Genomic DNA, 16,046 nt, shown 5'->3' with positions numbered 1-16,046 from the left:
CCCCTTTAGTCAGGATCGAATACTCACATGCGTATACCCCGCATTTATCACCCGCAACCCTTGATCGACAATGCGGAAATCGCGCTGAGCGAAGACGCCGCCAACCACGTCGGGCGCGTGCTGCGCATGAGCGCTGGCCAAGCGTTGCAACTGTTCGACGGCAGCAACCGGGTGTTTAACGCCGAGATCGTTCGGGTTGACAAGAAAAGTGTGCAGGTGCAACTCAGCGCCGGCCAGTTGGAAGACCGCGAATCGCCGCTCAATCTGCACCTGGGCCAGGTGATTTCCCGTGGGGAGAAGATGGAGTTCACCATTCAGAAATCCATCGAACTGGGCGTTAACGTCATCACCCCGCTGTTTTCCGAGCGCTGCGGTGTGAAGCTGGATGGCGAGCGTCTGGCGAAAAAAATTCAGCAATGGCAGAAAATCGCCGTTGCCGCCTGCGAACAATGCGGCCGCAACCGCATTCCTGAAATTCGCGAGGCAATGCAGCTGGAAGCCTGGTGCACCGAGCAGGACGGCAGTCTCAAGCTTAACCTGCACCCGCGCGCCAACCACAGCATCAATACCCTGCCGCTGCCGGTGGACCATGTCCGCCTGCTGATTGGGCCGGAAGGCGGGTTATCCGCCGACGAAATTGCGATGACCACAGGCTACGGATTTACTGATATCCTGCTGGGGCCACGCGTTCTGCGTACAGAAACCACAGCGCTCACCGCAATTACCGCTTTGCAGGTACGTTTCGGCGATCTGGGTTAAAGGAGAGAAAATGATTAAGCTCGGCATCGTGATGGACCCTATCGCCTCCATCAATATCAAGAAAGACACCAGCTTCGCTATGCTGCTCGAAGCGCAGCGTCGTGGCTGGGAACTGCACTACATGGAGATGAACGATCTCTATCTGCACGCCGGTGATGGGCGCGCCCGTACCCGCTTGCTGAGCGTGAAAGAAGATAAAGAGAGCTGGTTCAGCTTCGGAGCCGAACAAGATCTGGCGTTGCAGGATCTGGACGTGATTCTGATGCGCAAGGATCCGCCATTCGATACCGAATACATCTACGCGACCTACATTCTGGAGCGCGCGGAGGTGAAAGGCACGCTGGTGGTCAACAAACCTCAGAGCCTGCGTGACTGCAACGAGAAGCTGTTCACCGCCTGGTTCCCGGAGCTCACGCCGGACACCCTGGTCAGCCGTAGCGCAGCCCACATCCGCAAATTCCACCAGCAACACGGCGACATCATCCTCAAACCGCTGGACGGCATGGGCGGCGCGTCCATCTTCCGCGTGAAGCAGGACGATCCCAACCTGTCGGTGATTATCGAAACCCTGACCGAACATGGCAGCCGTTTCTGCATGGCGCAGAACTTCCTGCCGGCGATCAAGGAAGGCGATAAGCGCATTCTGGTGGTTGACGGTGAACCGGTGCCGTACTGCCTGGCGCGTATCCCGGCACAGGGTGAAACCCGTGGTAACCTGGCGGCCGGTGGCCGTGGTGAAGCGCGCCCTCTGAGCGAAAGCGACTGGAAAATTGCCCGCGCAGTGGCCCCGACGCTGAAAGAGAAAGGCCTGATATTCGTTGGCCTGGACGTGATTGGCGATCGTCTGACCGAGATCAACGTCACCAGCCCAACCTGTGCACGCGAAATCGAAGCGGCCTTCCCGGTTTCCATCACCGGCATGCTGATGGACGCGATCGAAAAGCGTCTGGCAGCCAAGTAATCGCCATGCGGGCGGCGCTGTCGCCCGCAATCCTGACCTTTCAGAACGGCACGGCCCTACCCGGGCACTTACTCAGGTAAGTAACCGGGGTTGGCAAATACGACCAACACCGCTGTGGCTTGAAAGGCGACGGGTATATACCCTATGGATTTCGAGTTGCAGCTAGGCGGCCAGCTCGCTCATCCTCAGGCGCTTACTCGAGTAAGTAACTGAGGTGAGCGCGTGCAGCCAACAACGCTGCGGCTTGAAAGGCGACGGGTATAGCCGCATACTGGCGGCTGTTTAACTTCTCACCACTCAATTACCTTAAATAACGCCATGAATTTACAGCACCATTTTCTTATCGCCATGCCATCTCTTCAGGATCCTCGCTTCAAACGCTCGGTGATTTACGTCTGCGAGCACAATGAAGACGGCGCCATGGGCCTGGTGATCAACAAACCGGTGGAACAGTTCACGGTGGAAACGGTGCTGAGCAAGCTGAAGATCATGCCGCCCGCTCGCAATCCGGCCATCAGCCTGGATAAACCGGTATTCGCCGGCGGCCCATTGGCGGACGATCGCGGGTTTATCCTGCATACGCCGCGCAGTGGTTTCGGCTCCAGCATCCAGATCTCGCCGGATACCATGATCACCACCTCGAAAGACGTGCTGGAAACGCTCGGCACCCCGGAGCAGCCGGATGACGTACTGGTGGCGCTCGGCTACGCCGGCTGGGAAAAAGGCCAACTGGAACAGGAAGTGCTGGAAAACGCCTGGCTGACCATCGAAGCCGACACCGACATTCTGTTCCATACGCCAATCGCCAGCCGCTGGCGCGAGGCCGCCAACCGTCTTGGCATCGATATCCGCAGCATCGCCAACCACGCAGGACACGCCTGATGACCAACCGTACCATTATCGCCTTCGACTTCGGCACCAAGAGCATCGGCGCAGCCATAGGTCAGGAACTCACCGGCAGCGCCCGCGCGTTGGCGGCATTCAAGGCACAGGACGGCTCTCCGGATTGGCAAAAGATTGAAAAGCTGCTGAAAGAGTGGCAACCGGACCTGGTGGTGGTCGGCCTGCCGTTGAATATGGATGGCACCGAGCAGTTGGTGACCGAGCAGGCACGCAAGTTCGCCAACCGTCTGCATGGCCGCTTTGGCGTGCAGGTCGCGCTGCATGACGAACGCCTCAGCACCGTCGAAGCCCGCGCCAATCTGTTCGATCGCGGCGGTTTCCGTGCTCTGGACAAAGGCAGCGTGGACTCCGCCTCCGCCGTCGTGATTCTGGAAAGCTGGTTCGAACGGCACTTGGGCTGACCGGCCCGTCACGCCCCTTCTTCTCCACCGAGCAACCCGGCTTTGATTCGCTGCTGCAATCCCTGCTCAAAGGTCTGCATGCCGGACTGCGCACCGGTTTGCAGCACGCTGGCAAGCTGATGGGTTTTGCCTTCGCGGATCATGCTGCTGACCGCCGCCGTCGCCGTCAGCACCTCGAAGATCGCTACCCGCCCGCCGCCGGGCCTGCTTAGCAACTTTTGCGCAATCACCGCCTGCAGGCTGGCGGCCAGCTGTGAGCGCACATAAGGCTTTTCTTCCGCCGGGAAAACGTCGACCAGACGATCCACCGCCTGCGGCGCGCTGCGGGTATGCAGCGTCGCCAGCACCAGGTGGCCGGTTTCCGCCGCAGTGAGCGCCAAACGAATGGTGGTGGTATCGCGCAGTTCCCCCAACAGAATCACATCCGGATCTTCACGCAGCGCGGCGCGTAGCGCTTCATCAAAGCTGTGGCTGTCGCGGCCCAGCTCACGCTGTTGAATCAGCGACTTTCGGCTGCGGTGCATAAATTCGATCGGATCTTCCAGCGTGATGATATGCCGGCGTTGATGCTGATTGATGTCGTCAATCATCGCCGCCAGCGTGGTGGATTTCCCGCTACCGGTCGCGCCGGTGACCAGTATCAGGCCATCCTCACGCTGCAGCAGCGCGGGGACAATGCCCGGTGCCGCCAAGGCCGCCAGCGTCGGGCAGTGGCCGGCAATCAACCGCAGCGCGATGGATAGCCCCAAATTCTGCAAAAAGAAATTGGCGCGCAGCCGGATATCGCCCGCCAGCGTCAACGCCAGATCGAGCTGGCCCCGCTGCTGCAAATGCTGCCACTGAGGCGGTTGCAGCAGCGCGCCGCACAACTGATGCATGCGCTCCTGGGTCAGCATTTCCGCCCCTTCCAGCGGTTGCAGTTCACCATCAATGCGCAACATGGGTTGGTGACCCGCACAAAGGTGCAGATCGGAAGCATTATGCTTTACACTAAGGGCCACGAATTCATCGATATCCATATCAATCTCCTGGGTCAATAATGAGCACTATCCAACAGAATCTGCAGGATGTCAGAAGCCGCATCGCGGCAGCCGCTCAAGGTTGCGCACGCGCTCCAGAAGAAATCACTCTGCTTGCAGTCAGCAAGACCAAACCTGTGGCGGCGATCGCAGAAGCCATCGCCGCTGGCCAGCGTGCCTTTGGCGAGAATTACGTGCAGGAAGGCGTGGATAAAGTTCAGCATTTCGCCACGCTGCCGGAAGGCGCAACGCTGGATTGGCACTTTATCGGCCCGCTGCAATCCAATAAAAGCCGGCTGGTGGCCGAGCACTTCGCCTGGTGCCACACCGTGGATCGGCTGCGCATCGCCCAGCGGCTCAGCGATCAGCGCCCGGCTGGCTTGCCGCCGCTTAACGTTCTGATCCAAATTAATATCAGCGATGAACAGAGTAAATCTGGCATTGTACTGGCTGAATTACCGGCGCTGGCGGAGGCGGTAGCCGCGCTGCCGAACCTTAGGCTGCGTGGGCTGATGGCGATTCCCGCGCCGGAAGAAGACTACCAGCGCCAGTTGGCGGTATTCGGCCAGATGAGCGACGCCTTCCGGGCCCTGCAACTGCATTATCCGCAGGTGGATACCCTGTCGATGGGCATGACGGACGACATGGCGGCGGCGATCGCCGCAGGCAGCACCCTGGTGCGTATCGGCACCGCAATTTTTGGCGCTCGTGATTATTCACCGGCCTGACATATGACGAGGAATTTTGATGCAACACCGTAAGATTACCTTTATTGGCGCCGGCAACATGGCGCGCGCGATTATCGCCGGCCTGGTGGCGGGCGGATACCCGGCTCAATCCATCAGCGTTTGCGCGCCTTCGGCTAAAAACCGCGATGCGCTGGCGGCGGATTACGGCATCGTCAGCAGCAGCGACAACCTGGCCTGCACGCGCGAAGCCGAGGTCGTGGTGCTGGCGGTAAAACCGCAGATGATGGCCGACGTCTGCCAGCCGCTGCAGCAGGTCGACTTCTCCGGCAAGCTGGTGCTGTCGATCGCCGCCGGCATTCAGGTCAGCCGTTTTTACCAATTGCTGGGTGACAAACTGAGCATAGTGCGAATTATGCCCAACACCCCGTCCCTGGTTGGCAAAGGCATGAGTGGCCTGTACGCGCCGCCGCAGGTCAGCCAACAGGATCGCGACTATACCGGCGATTTGATGGCCTCCGTCGGAAAGGTTTGCTGGGTGGATGACGAAAACGGCATCAACAGCGTCATCGCCGCCGCAGGCAGCGCACCGGCGTACTTCTTCCTGTTTATGGAAGCCATGCAGCAAGAAGCCGAGCGCATGGGCTTCGACAGCCAAACCGCGCGCGAACTGGTGCAACAGGCCGCTTCCGGCGCCGCCGCGCTGGTGGAAGCCAACCCGGATACGCCATTATCGACCCTGCGCGAGCAGGTCACCTCCAAAGGCGGCACCACCGCCGAAGCGCTGCGGGTATTCAACGAGCAGCAGCTGCCGGAGACCGTGGCCAAAGCCATGCGTGCGGCGGTTTCCCGTGCGCAGGAAATGGAAAAATCATTTTAAATAACCGAGAGTTAAGGAGAAGGACCCTTTCATGCTAACGCTGACTTTTTTGGTCAAAACCGTTATTGATCTTTACGTTATGGTGCTGCTGCTACGCATTTGGATGCAGTGGACGCGTACCGATTTTTATAACCCGTTCGCCCAGTTTGTGGTGAAGATCACCCAGCCGGTGGTCGGCCCGCTGCGCCGTATTATCCCATCACTGGGGCCTGTCGACAGCGCTTCGCTGTTGCTGGCTTTCCTGCTGATGACCATCAAGTATCCGCTGCTGCTGCTGATTCAGGGCGGCGCGATGTCACTCAGCCCGTATAACTTGCTGTTTGGCCTGATTTCGCTGGTCAAGTCGGCCGGTTATCTGATCTTCTGGGTGATGATTATCCGCGCCCTGATGAGCTGGATCAGCCAGGGCCGCAGCCCGATTGACTATGTGATGTATCAGTTGACAGAACCCCTGATGGCCCCGATCCGCCGCATTCTTCCGGCCATGGGCGGTATCGATTTTTCGGCGATGGTGGTGATCCTGATCCTGTATCTGATCAACTACCTGGGGATGGATCTGTTCGGTGAGATCTGGTTCCTGCTGTGAGTGCAGTCACCCCCGTGCTGGACGGGCTGGCAATCAGGCTATATATTCAGCCGAAAGCCAGCCGCGACCAGATTATCGGTTTGCATGGCGACGAACTTAAAGTCGCCATTACCGCTCCGCCGGTTGACGGCCAGGCCAACGCCCATCTGATCAAGTTTATCGCCAAGCAGTTTAAAGTGGCGAAAAGCAACGTCACCATCGAGAAAGGCGAACTGGGGCGGCATAAACAGTTACGCATCGTTAATCCGCAACAGATCCCCGCCGTGGTCGCGGCGCTTATCGAATAATTTTCAAGGTAGTCATCATGCAAAAAGTCGTTCTTGCCACCGGTAACCCGGGAAAAGTGCGTGAACTCGCCGACCTGCTGGCCGATTTCGGTCTGAACGTGGTCGCACAAACCGAGCTGGGTGTGGATTCCGCGGAGGAAACCGGCCTGACGTTTATCGAAAACGCCATTCTGAAAGCCCGTCACGCGGCGCAAATCACCGGCCTGCCGGCGATCGCCGATGACTCCGGTCTGGCAGTGGACGCCCTGGGCGGCGCGCCTGGCATCTACTCTGCGCGCTACGCCGGCGTAGACGCTTCTGACCAGCAAAACCTCGACAAGCTGCTGGTGGCGCTGAAAGACGTGCCGCAAGGCAGCCGCGGCGCACAATTCCACTGCGTGCTGGTGTACATGCGCCATGCAGAAGACCCGACGCCGCTGGTGTTCCACGGCTGCTGGGCGGGTGAAATCGCTTTTGAATCCGCCGGTGCCGGTGGTTTCGGTTACGATCCTGTCTTCTACGTTCCGGAACTGGGCCGCACCGCCGCCGAACTGAGCCGCGACGAGAAGAGCGCGGTGTCACACCGCGGCAAGGCGCTGAAGTTGATGCTGGAAGCCATGCGCAATGCTTAAGTTGCCCCCGCTGAGTTTGTACATTCACATCCCGTGGTGCGTGCAGAAGTGCCCGTACTGCGACTTCAACTCGCACGCGTTGAAGGGTGAAGTGCCGCATCAGGAATACGTCGATCACCTGCTGGCCGATCTGGATGCCGATCTGCCGCTGGCCAGCGGCCGGGAAATCAGCACCATTTTTATCGGTGGCGGTACCCCCAGCCTGCTGAGCGCCGAGGCGATGCAATCGCTGCTCGACGGCGTGCGGGCGCGTATTCGCGTCGCCGATGACGCGGAGATCACCATGGAGGCCAACCCCGGCACCGTGGAAGCCGATCGCTTCAGCGGCTACCAGCGCGCCGGTGTGAACCGCATCTCGATCGGCGTGCAGAGCTTCAGCGCGGAGAAGTTAACCCGTCTGGGGCGCATTCACGGCCCCGAAGAGGCCAAGCGCGCGGCACACCTGGCCACCGGTCTCGGCTTGCGCAGTTTTAACCTCGATCTGATGCACGGTTTACCGGACCAGTCGCTGGAAGAGGCGCTGGACGATCTGCGCCAGGCGATCGCTCTGAACCCGCCGCACCTGTCGTGGTATCAGCTGACCATCGAGCCAAACACCCTGTTCAGCTCGCGGCCGCCGGTGCTGCCGGACGACGACGCGCTGTGGGACATCTTCGAACGCGGCCACCAACTGCTGAGCGCCGCCGGCTACCGGCAGTATGAAACCTCGGCCTACGCCAAGCCGGGCTACCAGTGCCAGCACAACCTCAACTATTGGCGCTTCGGCGACTATCTTGGGATTGGCTGCGGCGCGCACGGCAAGCTGACCTTCAGCGACGGCCGCATTCTGCGCACCGCGAAAACCAAGCATCCGCGCGGTTTTATGCAGGGCAAGTACATGGACAAGCAGCATGAGGTGACGACGGCAGATCGGCCGTTCGAGTTCTTTATGAACCGCTTCCGCCTGCTGGAGGCCGCGCCGCGTGCCGATTTCGCCAACTACACCGGGCTGGACGAAAGCGTTATTCGACCACAGTTGGATGAGGCGCTGGAGAAAGGTTATCTGGAAGAAACGGCGGAATACTGGCAGATCACCGAAAAAGGCAAGCTGTTCCTTAACTCGCTGCTGGAGCTGTTCCTGGCGGATGAATAAAAAAAAGCGCTGAATTATCAGCGCTTTTTTATTGATTCAACGGACCTGTGTCTCAGGCCGCCTGATGGGGGCGATGTGTCACATCGCCACGCCCCTTTAGCAAACCCTCAACGGAAATATCTTCATCCAACGCATCCCAATGGATCCCACAAGCACTCAACTCATAGCAAACGCGTTGTTCATCCGTTGCATTCAGCAACCGGGGGAACCATGTTAGCGGAACACCAATAATTCTGGCATCGCTCAGCTCCACCCACATTGTCACCTCATCAAAGCGGACGGCTTTAGCTGAAATACTCATTCCAGGCCTCCAAAAACAGCGACTGGTGATCCAGTTAACTCTTTTAATACTCTGGAATTAAACCCATCATTGCGTGCCAGTTGCACAACCGGCGTCAACCAGAACTTGGCTTCCGTCCCCGCGTCTCTGACATGAATATGAGCTGGCTCTAACGGATCGCCTTCATTTGAGTAAAAGAAAAACTTATACCCTTTAAAACGAAATATCACTGGCATCAATGCAAAATCCTTTTGGCAATTGATTATAGTTTAGCCAGTTTGTCAGATAGTCGTCAGCAGGTCAAAAAACGCTCCGATAGTGATAAAGCTAATGTTACTTCAACGCGTTAAGCAGGTCTTTACGCTGGGTTTCCAGGCCGGTAACGCGGTTGCAGACGTCATGGCCAAAGTTCTGGAAATCCTGCTCCTGGTTGTTCCATTCGTTCTGAATCGCCTTCTGCAGGCCACCCAGGTTGCCCATAATCGCCTGTAACGGGTTACCGCCGCTGTTGGCCGCCTGCTTGACGCCCATCTCGTTCAGGCTGTCTTGCAGCACGCCGCCCATGCTTTGCTGCACGAGATTGCGGCCATCCTGCTCAACCTGGTCAATCGCCTTGTGGTGGAAGGCCAGGCCGTCGCTGCGGTGTTCGATGATACGGTTCATCTGCTGCTTAAGCTGGTCGTTCAGCGTGGTCAGACGGTTGCGCACATTGCTGTCGCTACCCAGTTCCTTCACGATCACCTTGTCCAGCGCCACTCGCGCTTTTTCCAGATGCTGCTGCGCGCCCTTGTCGATCCACGGCAGTTCTTTGCGTAGCGCACTCTGGTAACTGAACGCTTTCTGACGCTGGCCGTCGTTGAGGCTCAGCGCCTGGCCGTTACGGGTGACATCGCCATCCGCCGAAATCTGCAGATTGCCGCTGGCGCCCGTCACCTGCACGTTCTGCGGGCTGATGATCACGTCGTCCTGAGGCTTAACGCTGCACTGGTATTCGGCATGCGCCTGTGAAGCGGTCAACAGCAGTAAGGCTAACCCGGTTTTCTTTAACATATTTTCTCCTGACTCCCTTCCGTGGTGGGATTAAAAAATCGAACGGCTAATCCGTTGAGACAACAGTTCCAGCGCCGCAGTTCCCGCCAGGGAGTTACCGGACGCATCCAGCTCCGGCGACCAGACGGCTATCGACAGCTCATCGGGCACGATAGCGACAATGCCGCCGCCCACGCCGGATTTACCCGGCATGCCCACCCGGTAGGCAAACTCCCCCGCGCCGTCGTACATACCGCTGGTCATCATCAGCGCATTAATCTGGCGGGCTTGCAACGGGCTTATCACTTCACGCCCACTGAGATCGCGCCCGTGATTGGCCAGATAGGCGAAGCTGCGCGCCAGCTCCACGCAGCTCATGCGCAGCGCACAGTAGTGGAAATAGGTTTGCAGAACGGTGAGCACGTCGTTTTCGAAGTTGCCGAACGACTTCATCAAATAGGCTATCGCCGCATTGCGGTCGGAGTGTTCGAACTCGGAGCGCGCCACACGGGAGTCATACGCCAGATCGTCTTCGCCGGTCAGCTGCCGCACCACTTCCAGCATCCGCTGTTTAGGGGCGCTGAGCCGGGTTTGCAGCATGTCGCACACCACCAGCGCACCGGGGTTGATAAACGGATTGCGCGGCTTGCCCTGTTCCATTTCCAGCTGCAACAACGAGTTGAACGGCAGGCCAGAAGGCTCTTTACCGACCCGCTGCCAAATCTCGTGTTCCTGGTAGCGCGTCAGCGCCAGCGTCAGGCTCAGCACCTTGGAAATAGACTGAATGGAGAAACGTTCCGTGGCGTCCCCGGCCTGGAACATCTCGCCGTCGACGGTGCAAACGGCGATCGCCAGGCGGTCGGCGGCCACTTCCGCCAGCGCCGGTATATAATCCGCCACCTTCCCTTTGCCAATCAGCGGGCGCACCTGTTGCAGGATGTCATCCAGCAACGCGTTATCCAATGTCGTTACCACCTCGGTCACACTCCGGACAAAATAAAGGTGCCGTTAAGGCACCTCAGACTGCTGACAAAGCCCGTTATTAGGGAGAGCGTGCCGAAGGGGTCGTAGCGGCTTGCCCGCCGGAGCGCCCCTCGGTGCGCTAGGCCCAGGTATCTCGGGTTCAAAGACAACTTTGTCATCAAACTCAGGTGCCGTAAGGCACCTTAAATCCAATGAACGGCGCGGCGCGATGCCGCACTCATCAGGCAGAGAAAATCAATCCCACCAGATATCGAACAGATCGCTGACCTTAACGTCAGACAGCTTGCGCGCTTCCAGCCATTTTTTGACCAGTTCGCGCTGCTCGTCGGTGCAATGCCCGATGGTTTGCAGGCAGATTAGCCCTTCCCACTGCAGGTAGCCGCTGCCGTCAAACGCCAGGCCATTCGGCTCAATCACTTCGTCGATGAAAGCGTCCAGCGTGCTGTCGATATCCTCAACCGCGGTGCCTTCGGCAAAGCGCCATGCTACGGAGAAACCCAGCTCCTGAAACTCTTCAATGTGTAACTTTTTACGTAAACGACGACTGCGGTTCTTAGCCATTATTCTTTCCTCTCAAACATCAAATCCCAAACGCCATGTCCCAGACGCTGGCCGCGTAATTCAAATTTTGTCAGCGGGCGTGAATCCGGACGCGGCACGTAATCATTATCGCTGGAAAGATTACGGTAGCCTGAGATCCCGTTCATAACCTCTAACATATGTTCTGCATAAGGTTGCCAGTCGGTGGCCATATGGAATACGCCGCCGACTTTCAGTTTGCGTCGCACCAGTTCAACAAACGGCGTCTGTACGATGCGGCGTTTGTTGTGGCGCGCTTTGTGCCACGGATCGGGGAAAAACAGCTGCACCATGTCCAGCGACCCGTCCGGGATCATATTCTCCAGCACTTCAACCGCGTCGTGACACATCACGCGCAGGTTGCTCAATTCCGCTTCTGTGGCGTCAGCCAGACAAGCGCCCACGCCCGGCGAATGCACCTCAATCCCCAGGAAGTTCTGCTGTGGATTGTTGCTCGCCATGGTCACCAGCGAGGCGCCCATGCCAAAACCGATCTCCAGCACGGTCGGCGCTTCGCGTCCGAACAGTGCGGCGATATCGACAGGTTCAGCCTGATACTCCACGCCCATCACCGGCCAATAGTTGTCCAGCGCGTGTTGCTGGCCTTTGGTCAACCGCCCCTGGCGGCGGACAAAACTGCGGATACGGCGCATCGCGCGGCCGTTCTCATCAAATTCCGGGGAGATGACGTCATTAATCATAGTGCTTTCTGTCTGTTTGGCTGCCAATTAGGGAAACGCGCATTATGCAAAGATACCTTGGTTTAGCAAGTGTTCATCTTGATACCTGCCGTGCGACGTCGGAAAGTTCCGGTTTACAGCAACATGACTCTATGCTGCAATCTCGCTTCATTTTCTGCCGGATATCGAATCTGCTTATGATGCAAGCACAACAGTTCGCACAGGTAGTGCTTGACTGGTACCAGCGTTACGGTCGTAAAACCCTGCCGTGGCAGCTTGATAAGACCGCCTATCAAGTATGGCTCTCCGAGGTCATGTTGCAACAAACTCAGGTTGCCACCGTTATTCCTTACTTCCAGCGTTTTATGGCGCGCTTTCCCAACGTACGCGCCTTGGCAGAAGCGCCGCTGGACGAAGTGCTGCACCTGTGGACCGGCCTGGGCTACTACGCTCGCGCGCGCAACCTGCATAAGGCGGCGCAGACCATTGTCGCACAGCACGGCGGCGAGTTCCCGACAACCTTTGAAGAAATCGCCGCTTTGCCCGGCATCGGCCGCTCAACCGCCGGTGCGGTGCTGTCGCTGGCACTCGGCCAGCACTATCCGATCCTCGACGGCAACGTGAAGCGCGTGCTGGCCCGCTGCTATGCGGTTGAGGGATGGCCGGGCAAGAAAGAGGTAGAAAATCGCCTGTGGCGGATCAGTGAAGACGTCACCCCGGCCAAGGGCGTCGGCCAGTTCAATCAGGCGATGATGGATCTGGGCGCGATGGTCTGCACCCGCTCCAAACCCAAATGCGAGCTGTGCCCCCTTAACACCGGCTGCATCGCTTACGCTAACCACAGCTGGGCAAAATACCCCGGCAAAAAACCGAAGCAGACGCTGCCGGAAAAAATCGCCTACTTTTTATTGCTGCAGAGCGGCGAGCGGGCCTGGCTGGAACAACGCCCGGCCGTAGGGCTGTGGGGCGGGCTGTTTTGCTTCCCGCAGTTCAGCGAACGCGAAGAGATGGAACTCTGGCTGCAACAGCGCGGTCTGAAAGGCAATCGCCTGGAGCAGTTGACCGCGTTTCGTCACACATTCAGCCATTTCCATCTCGATATCGTGCCAATGTGGCTGGAAATGAAGGATGCCGGCGGCAGTATGGATGAGGGGGACGGTCTCTGGTATAACCTGGCGCAACCGCCCGCCGTCGGACTGGCAGCGCCGGTTGACCGCCTGTTGCAACAGTTGGCAAAACAGTCTCCGCGCCAACAAAATTTATATGGCGATAACGCCATTGATGAGGAATTAGCATGAGCCGCACCATTTTTTGTACCTTCCTGCAGCGCGACGCCGAAGGGCAGGATTTCCAGCTTTACCCGGGTGACGTCGGCAAACGCATCTATAACGAGATCTCGAAAGAGGCCTGGGCCGAATGGATGAAAAAACAGACCATGCTGATCAACGAGAAAAAGCTGAACATGATGAACGTGGATGACCGCAAACTGTTGGAAGCCGAAATGGTCAAATTCCTGTTCGAAGGGCACGACGTGCACATCGAAGGCTACACGCCACCGAGCGAATAATGCTGTTGGGGCCAGGCGCTGGCCCTTCCAATACTTCTCGTATACGGCTTTAAGATGAAGAAAATTTTAGCTTTGCTAGTGATAGCGCCCCTGGTGATTTCCTGTTCCGGCAAAAAAAGCACCGAAGTCAACGAAGCCTGGGTCAAAGACACCAACGGTTTCGAGATCCTGATGGGCCAGTTTGCCCACAACATCGAGAATATCTGGGGTCTGAACGAAGTTCTGATCGCCGGGCCAAAAGATTACGTTAAATATACCGATCAGTATCAAACCCGTAGCCACATCAACTTTGATTCTGGTGCGATCACCATTGAAACCATCGCCACTACCGATCCTGCCGCTCACCTGCGCCAGGCGATCATCAGCACCCTGCTGATGGGGGATGATCCAGGTTCAATCGATCTCTATTCCGACGTCAACGATATCCAGATCAGTAAAGAGCCGTTCCTGTACGGCCAGGTCCTGGATAACAAAGGCGCACCGATTCGCTGGGAATGGCGTGCGGCGCACTTTGCCGACTATCTGCTGCAAACCAAGCTGCAAAAACGCACTTCCGGCCTGCATGTGATTTACTCGGTCACCATTCAGTTGGTGCCCAACCACCTGGATCAACGTGCGCACAAGTACCTGCCGATGGTACGCAAGGCGTCGGAGAAATACGGTGTCGAAGAGTCGCTGATCCTGGCGATCATGCAGACCGAATCCAGCTTTAACCCGTATGCGGTCAGCGGTTCGGATGCGCTTGGCCTGATGCAGGTTGTGCAGCACACCGCCGGTAAAGACGTGTTCCAGATGCGCGGGAAATGGGGTACGCCAAGCCGCAGTTATCTGTTCGATCCGGAGAACAACATCGACACCGGCACCGCTTATCTGGCGATCCTGCAAAACAACTACCTGGGCGGCATTCAGAACCCGACCTCGCGCCGCTATGCGGTGATCACCGCCTATAACGGCGGCGCAGGCAGCGTGTTGCGGGTGTTCTCCAGCGACAGAACCCGCGCGGTGAGTATCATCAACGGCATGCAGCCGGGTGACATTTACCAGACGCTGACCACCAAGCACCCGGCCAGCGAGTCACGCCGTTATCTGGTGAAGGTGAACAACGCGCAGAAGAGCTACCGCAGAAGGTAATGCGCTCCAGGCGGAAAATAATCAGGGCCGGCATAAAAACCGGCCCTTTTTTCGGCTTATCGTTGCAGATGCGGCGCTTAAATTACATACAGATCGAGGTATTCATGCACCGGCATCTGCTCTAAACGCCGCCGATCCAAAGAGATAGCCAAAATCCGCTGCTGCTGGCGGAGCGGGAACTGGCGCCCCAGGTTAGTGGTGAATTTTTCAATCAGCAAAGGGATACCGTCCTGGCGACGGCGGGCGTGCCCGATCGGGTATTGTACCTCGACCTCCTCGAAGCGGCTGCCGTCGCTAAATTCCAACGTAATGGCGTTAGCGATAGAACGCTTCTCGGGATCGTGGTAGTCGGCGGTAAAAGCGGGATCTTCCACACAGCCGATCTTGGCGCGCAAGCTGTCGATGCGTTGATCCTGCGCCACATTGTCTTCGTAATCGGCGGCACGCAGGCGCCCGAACAGCAGCGCGATGGCCACCATATACTGAATGCAGTGATCGCGATCCGCCGGGTTATCAAGCGGCCCCTGCTTATCGATAATGCGGATGCAGGCTTCATGAGTGCGAATGCTCACTTTGCCGATATCCGCTGCACTTTTGCCCGCCGCCAACATCCGTTGATGCAGCGTCATTGCGGCTTCCACCGCCGTCTGGGCATGGAACTCCGCCGGGAAAGCGATCTTGAACAGCACGTTTTCCATCACGTAAGAGCCATAGGGGCGCTGAAAGCGCAGCGGTTCACCGTTGAACAGCACGTCGCAAAATCCCCAGGTCTTGGCGCTGAGCGCCGAGGGATAGCCCATCTCCCCCGTTTGCGCCATCAGCGCCAGCCGCACTGCCCGTGAGGTGGCGTCGCCGGCGGCCCAGGACTTGCGCGTGCCGGTATTGGGCGAATGGCGGTAGGTACGCAGCGCCTGACCATCCACCCAGGCCAGCGAGACGGCGTTGAGGATTTCGTCGCGGGACAACCCCAACATCTCTGCCACCACCGCCGTGGAAGCGACTTTCACCAGCAAAACGTGATCCAGGCCGACGCGGTTAAAGGCGTTCTCCAGCGCAATGCAGCCCTGAATTTCATGAGCCTTGATCATGCCGCCAAGCACTTGCCCGATCGTCAGAGGCGCTTTCCCACCGGCCACCGCATTGCGCGACAGCCAGTCCGCCACCGCCAGGATCCCGCCCAGATTATCCGAAGGGTGACCCCACTCAGCTGCCAGCCAGGTATCGTTAAAATCGAGCCAGCGGATCATGGTGCCAATATTGAAGGCTGCCTGCACCGGATCGAGCTGAAACTGCGTCCCCGGCACGCGTGCGCCGTGGGGCACCTGGGTGCCCGGCACTATTGGCCCGAGCAGCTTCCTGCAGGCCGGATATTGCAGCGCTTCCAGGCCGCAGCCCAGCGTATCGAGAAAGCAATAGTGCGCGGTTTCATATGCCAGTGCAGATGTAACCTCAAAATTCATAACATAATCAACAATGTCGACCATTTCACGATCGAAATCCGGACGGATGTTGAGCACGGAGGCGGACATAAGGCTATCTTCCTGTTTTATGATTATTGGCAAATGCGGCGC

General features: G+C 58.0%; 20 protein-coding genes and 1 pseudogene. 13 read left to right on the top strand and 8 right to left on the bottom strand.

All coding sequences use genetic code 11. The annotated features are described in order from the left end of the window. Positions 1 to 27: 27 nt before the first annotated feature. The 4 genes from rsmE (at position 28) to ruvX (ending at position 3,024) form a co-directional block, all read left to right on the top strand. The gene (rsmE, locus tag QZQ97_RS23040) at positions 28 to 759 is read left to right on the top strand and encodes a 16S rRNA (uracil(1498)-N(3))-methyltransferase (RefSeq protein ID WP_311995323.1); all 732 of its coding nucleotides are present in this window, start codon (positions 28 to 30) and stop codon (positions 757 to 759) included. Between the two features lie 10 nt (positions 760 to 769). Next, positions 770 to 1,720, top strand: coding sequence for a glutathione synthase (gene gshB, locus QZQ97_RS23035; RefSeq protein ID WP_311995322.1), 951 nt, complete (start codon positions 770 to 772; stop codon positions 1,718 to 1,720). Between the two features lie 318 nt (positions 1,721 to 2,038). Then, the gene (locus QZQ97_RS23030; protein ID WP_065506517.1) at positions 2,039 to 2,602 is read left to right on the top strand and encodes a YqgE/AlgH family protein; all 564 of its coding nucleotides are present in this window, start codon (positions 2,039 to 2,041) and stop codon (positions 2,600 to 2,602) included. Further along, positions 2,602 to 3,024 carry a Holliday junction resolvase RuvX gene (gene ruvX / locus QZQ97_RS23025; RefSeq protein WP_065506518.1) on the top strand — a complete coding sequence of 141 codons (423 nt, stop codon included), beginning with the start codon at positions 2,602 to 2,604 and terminating at the stop codon, positions 3,022 to 3,024. The genes QZQ97_RS23030 and ruvX overlap by 1 nt, the downstream gene beginning before the upstream one ends. A gap of 8 nt (positions 3,025 to 3,032) precedes the next feature. Here the strand turns inward: ruvX and QZQ97_RS23020 are convergent, their stop codons facing one another. Then, positions 3,033 to 4,043 carry a type IV pilus twitching motility protein PilT gene (locus tag QZQ97_RS23020; RefSeq protein WP_311995321.1) on the bottom strand — a complete coding sequence of 337 codons (1,011 nt, stop codon included), beginning with the start codon at positions 4,041 to 4,043 and terminating at the stop codon, positions 3,033 to 3,035. Positions 4,044 to 4,063: 20 nt separating this feature from the next. Here QZQ97_RS23020 and QZQ97_RS23015 point away from each other — a divergent pair, with 20 nt between their 5' ends. The 6 genes from QZQ97_RS23015 to hemW are packed head-to-tail and all read left to right on the top strand — an operon-like array spanning position 4,064 to position 8,225. Continuing rightward, positions 4,064 to 4,771: a YggS family pyridoxal phosphate-dependent enzyme gene (locus QZQ97_RS23015; protein ID WP_311995320.1), complete on the top strand. Its 708-nt coding sequence runs from the start codon at positions 4,064 to 4,066 to the stop codon at positions 4,769 to 4,771. 19 nt (positions 4,772 to 4,790) lie between these two features. Next, entirely contained in the window at positions 4,791 to 5,609 is an 819-nt protein-coding gene (gene proC / locus QZQ97_RS23010; protein ID WP_311995319.1) for a pyrroline-5-carboxylate reductase, read from the top strand. Between the two features lie 31 nt (positions 5,610 to 5,640). Further along, positions 5,641 to 6,195: a YggT family protein gene (locus QZQ97_RS23005; protein WP_004948012.1), complete on the top strand. Its 555-nt coding sequence runs from the start codon at positions 5,641 to 5,643 to the stop codon at positions 6,193 to 6,195. Then, positions 6,192 to 6,482 carry a DUF167 family protein YggU gene (gene yggU / locus QZQ97_RS23000; protein ID WP_004948014.1) on the top strand — a complete coding sequence of 97 codons (291 nt, stop codon included), beginning with the start codon at positions 6,192 to 6,194 and terminating at the stop codon, positions 6,480 to 6,482. Before QZQ97_RS23005 ends, yggU begins: the two co-directional genes overlap by 4 nt. Before the next feature lie 17 nt (positions 6,483 to 6,499). Beyond that, positions 6,500 to 7,093 carry an XTP/dITP diphosphatase gene (locus QZQ97_RS22995; protein ID WP_041416652.1) on the top strand — a complete coding sequence of 198 codons (594 nt, stop codon included), beginning with the start codon at positions 6,500 to 6,502 and terminating at the stop codon, positions 7,091 to 7,093. After that, entirely contained in the window at positions 7,086 to 8,225 is a 1,140-nt protein-coding gene (hemW, locus tag QZQ97_RS22990) for a radical SAM family heme chaperone HemW (protein WP_311995318.1), read from the top strand. The genes QZQ97_RS22995 and hemW overlap by 8 nt, the downstream gene beginning before the upstream one ends. 52 nt (positions 8,226 to 8,277) lie before the next feature. On the opposite strand, the gene QZQ97_RS22985 is transcribed toward hemW, so the two are convergent. The 6 genes and pseudogenes from QZQ97_RS22985 to trmB all read right to left on the bottom strand — a co-directional run bounded on the left by QZQ97_RS22985 (position 8,278) and on the right by trmB (position 11,798). After that, positions 8,278 to 8,526 (bottom strand): DUF2442 domain-containing protein, encoded by a 249-nt coding sequence (locus tag QZQ97_RS22985; RefSeq protein ID WP_020439741.1) that lies wholly within the window; start codon positions 8,524 to 8,526, stop codon positions 8,278 to 8,280. Beyond that, positions 8,510 to 8,741, bottom strand: a pseudogene (locus tag QZQ97_RS22980) (DUF4160 domain-containing protein). Before QZQ97_RS22980 ends, QZQ97_RS22985 begins: the two are co-directional and overlap by 17 nt. A 97-nt stretch (positions 8,742 to 8,838) precedes the next feature. Continuing rightward, complete coding sequence (locus QZQ97_RS22975) at positions 8,839 to 9,555, bottom strand: DUF2884 domain-containing protein (RefSeq protein ID WP_311995317.1); 717 nt, start codon at positions 9,553 to 9,555, stop codon at positions 8,839 to 8,841. 30 nt (positions 9,556 to 9,585) lie between these two features. Further along, entirely contained in the window at positions 9,586 to 10,509 is a 924-nt protein-coding gene (gene glsB, locus QZQ97_RS22970) for a glutaminase B (RefSeq protein WP_065506855.1), read from the bottom strand. Positions 10,510 to 10,752: 243 nt separating this feature from the next. Beyond that, a complete protein-coding gene (locus tag QZQ97_RS22965) occupies positions 10,753 to 11,079 on the bottom strand; it encodes a YggL family protein (RefSeq protein ID WP_004948032.1) in 327 nt (108 codons plus the stop codon). Continuing rightward, positions 11,079 to 11,798: a tRNA (guanosine(46)-N7)-methyltransferase TrmB gene (gene trmB / locus QZQ97_RS22960; protein WP_004948035.1), complete on the bottom strand. Its 720-nt coding sequence runs from the start codon at positions 11,796 to 11,798 to the stop codon at positions 11,079 to 11,081. The genes QZQ97_RS22965 and trmB overlap by 1 nt, the downstream gene beginning before the upstream one ends. Before the next feature lie 176 nt (positions 11,799 to 11,974). On the opposite strand from trmB, the gene mutY reads away from it, so the two are divergent. Genes mutY through mltC form a run of 3 tightly spaced genes read left to right on the top strand, consistent with a single transcriptional unit; the run spans position 11,975 to position 14,475 of the window. Further along, positions 11,975 to 13,075 (top strand): A/G-specific adenine glycosylase, encoded by a 1,101-nt coding sequence (gene mutY / locus QZQ97_RS22955; RefSeq protein WP_442995461.1) that lies wholly within the window; start codon positions 11,975 to 11,977, stop codon positions 13,073 to 13,075. Further along, a complete protein-coding gene (locus tag QZQ97_RS22950) occupies positions 13,072 to 13,344 on the top strand; it encodes an oxidative damage protection protein (protein WP_311995315.1) in 273 nt (90 codons plus the stop codon). The genes mutY and QZQ97_RS22950 overlap by 4 nt, the downstream gene beginning before the upstream one ends. A 54-nt stretch (positions 13,345 to 13,398) precedes the next feature. Then, positions 13,399 to 14,475: a membrane-bound lytic murein transglycosylase MltC gene (mltC, locus tag QZQ97_RS22945; protein WP_311995314.1), complete on the top strand. Its 1,077-nt coding sequence runs from the start codon at positions 13,399 to 13,401 to the stop codon at positions 14,473 to 14,475. 77 nt (positions 14,476 to 14,552) lie between these two features. On the opposite strand, the gene QZQ97_RS22940 is transcribed toward mltC, so the two are convergent. Continuing rightward, entirely contained in the window at positions 14,553 to 16,004 is a 1,452-nt protein-coding gene (locus QZQ97_RS22940; protein WP_311995313.1) for a bifunctional 2-methylcitrate dehydratase/aconitate hydratase, read from the bottom strand. Between the last annotated feature and the right edge of the window lie 42 nt (positions 16,005 to 16,046).

It is taken from the genome of Serratia sp. root2 (assembly GCF_031931805.1).
Classification (GTDB): domain Bacteria; phylum Pseudomonadota; class Gammaproteobacteria; order Enterobacterales; family Enterobacteriaceae; genus Serratia; species Serratia inhibens.
This window is presented reverse-complemented; position numbering and strand designations above follow the sequence as displayed.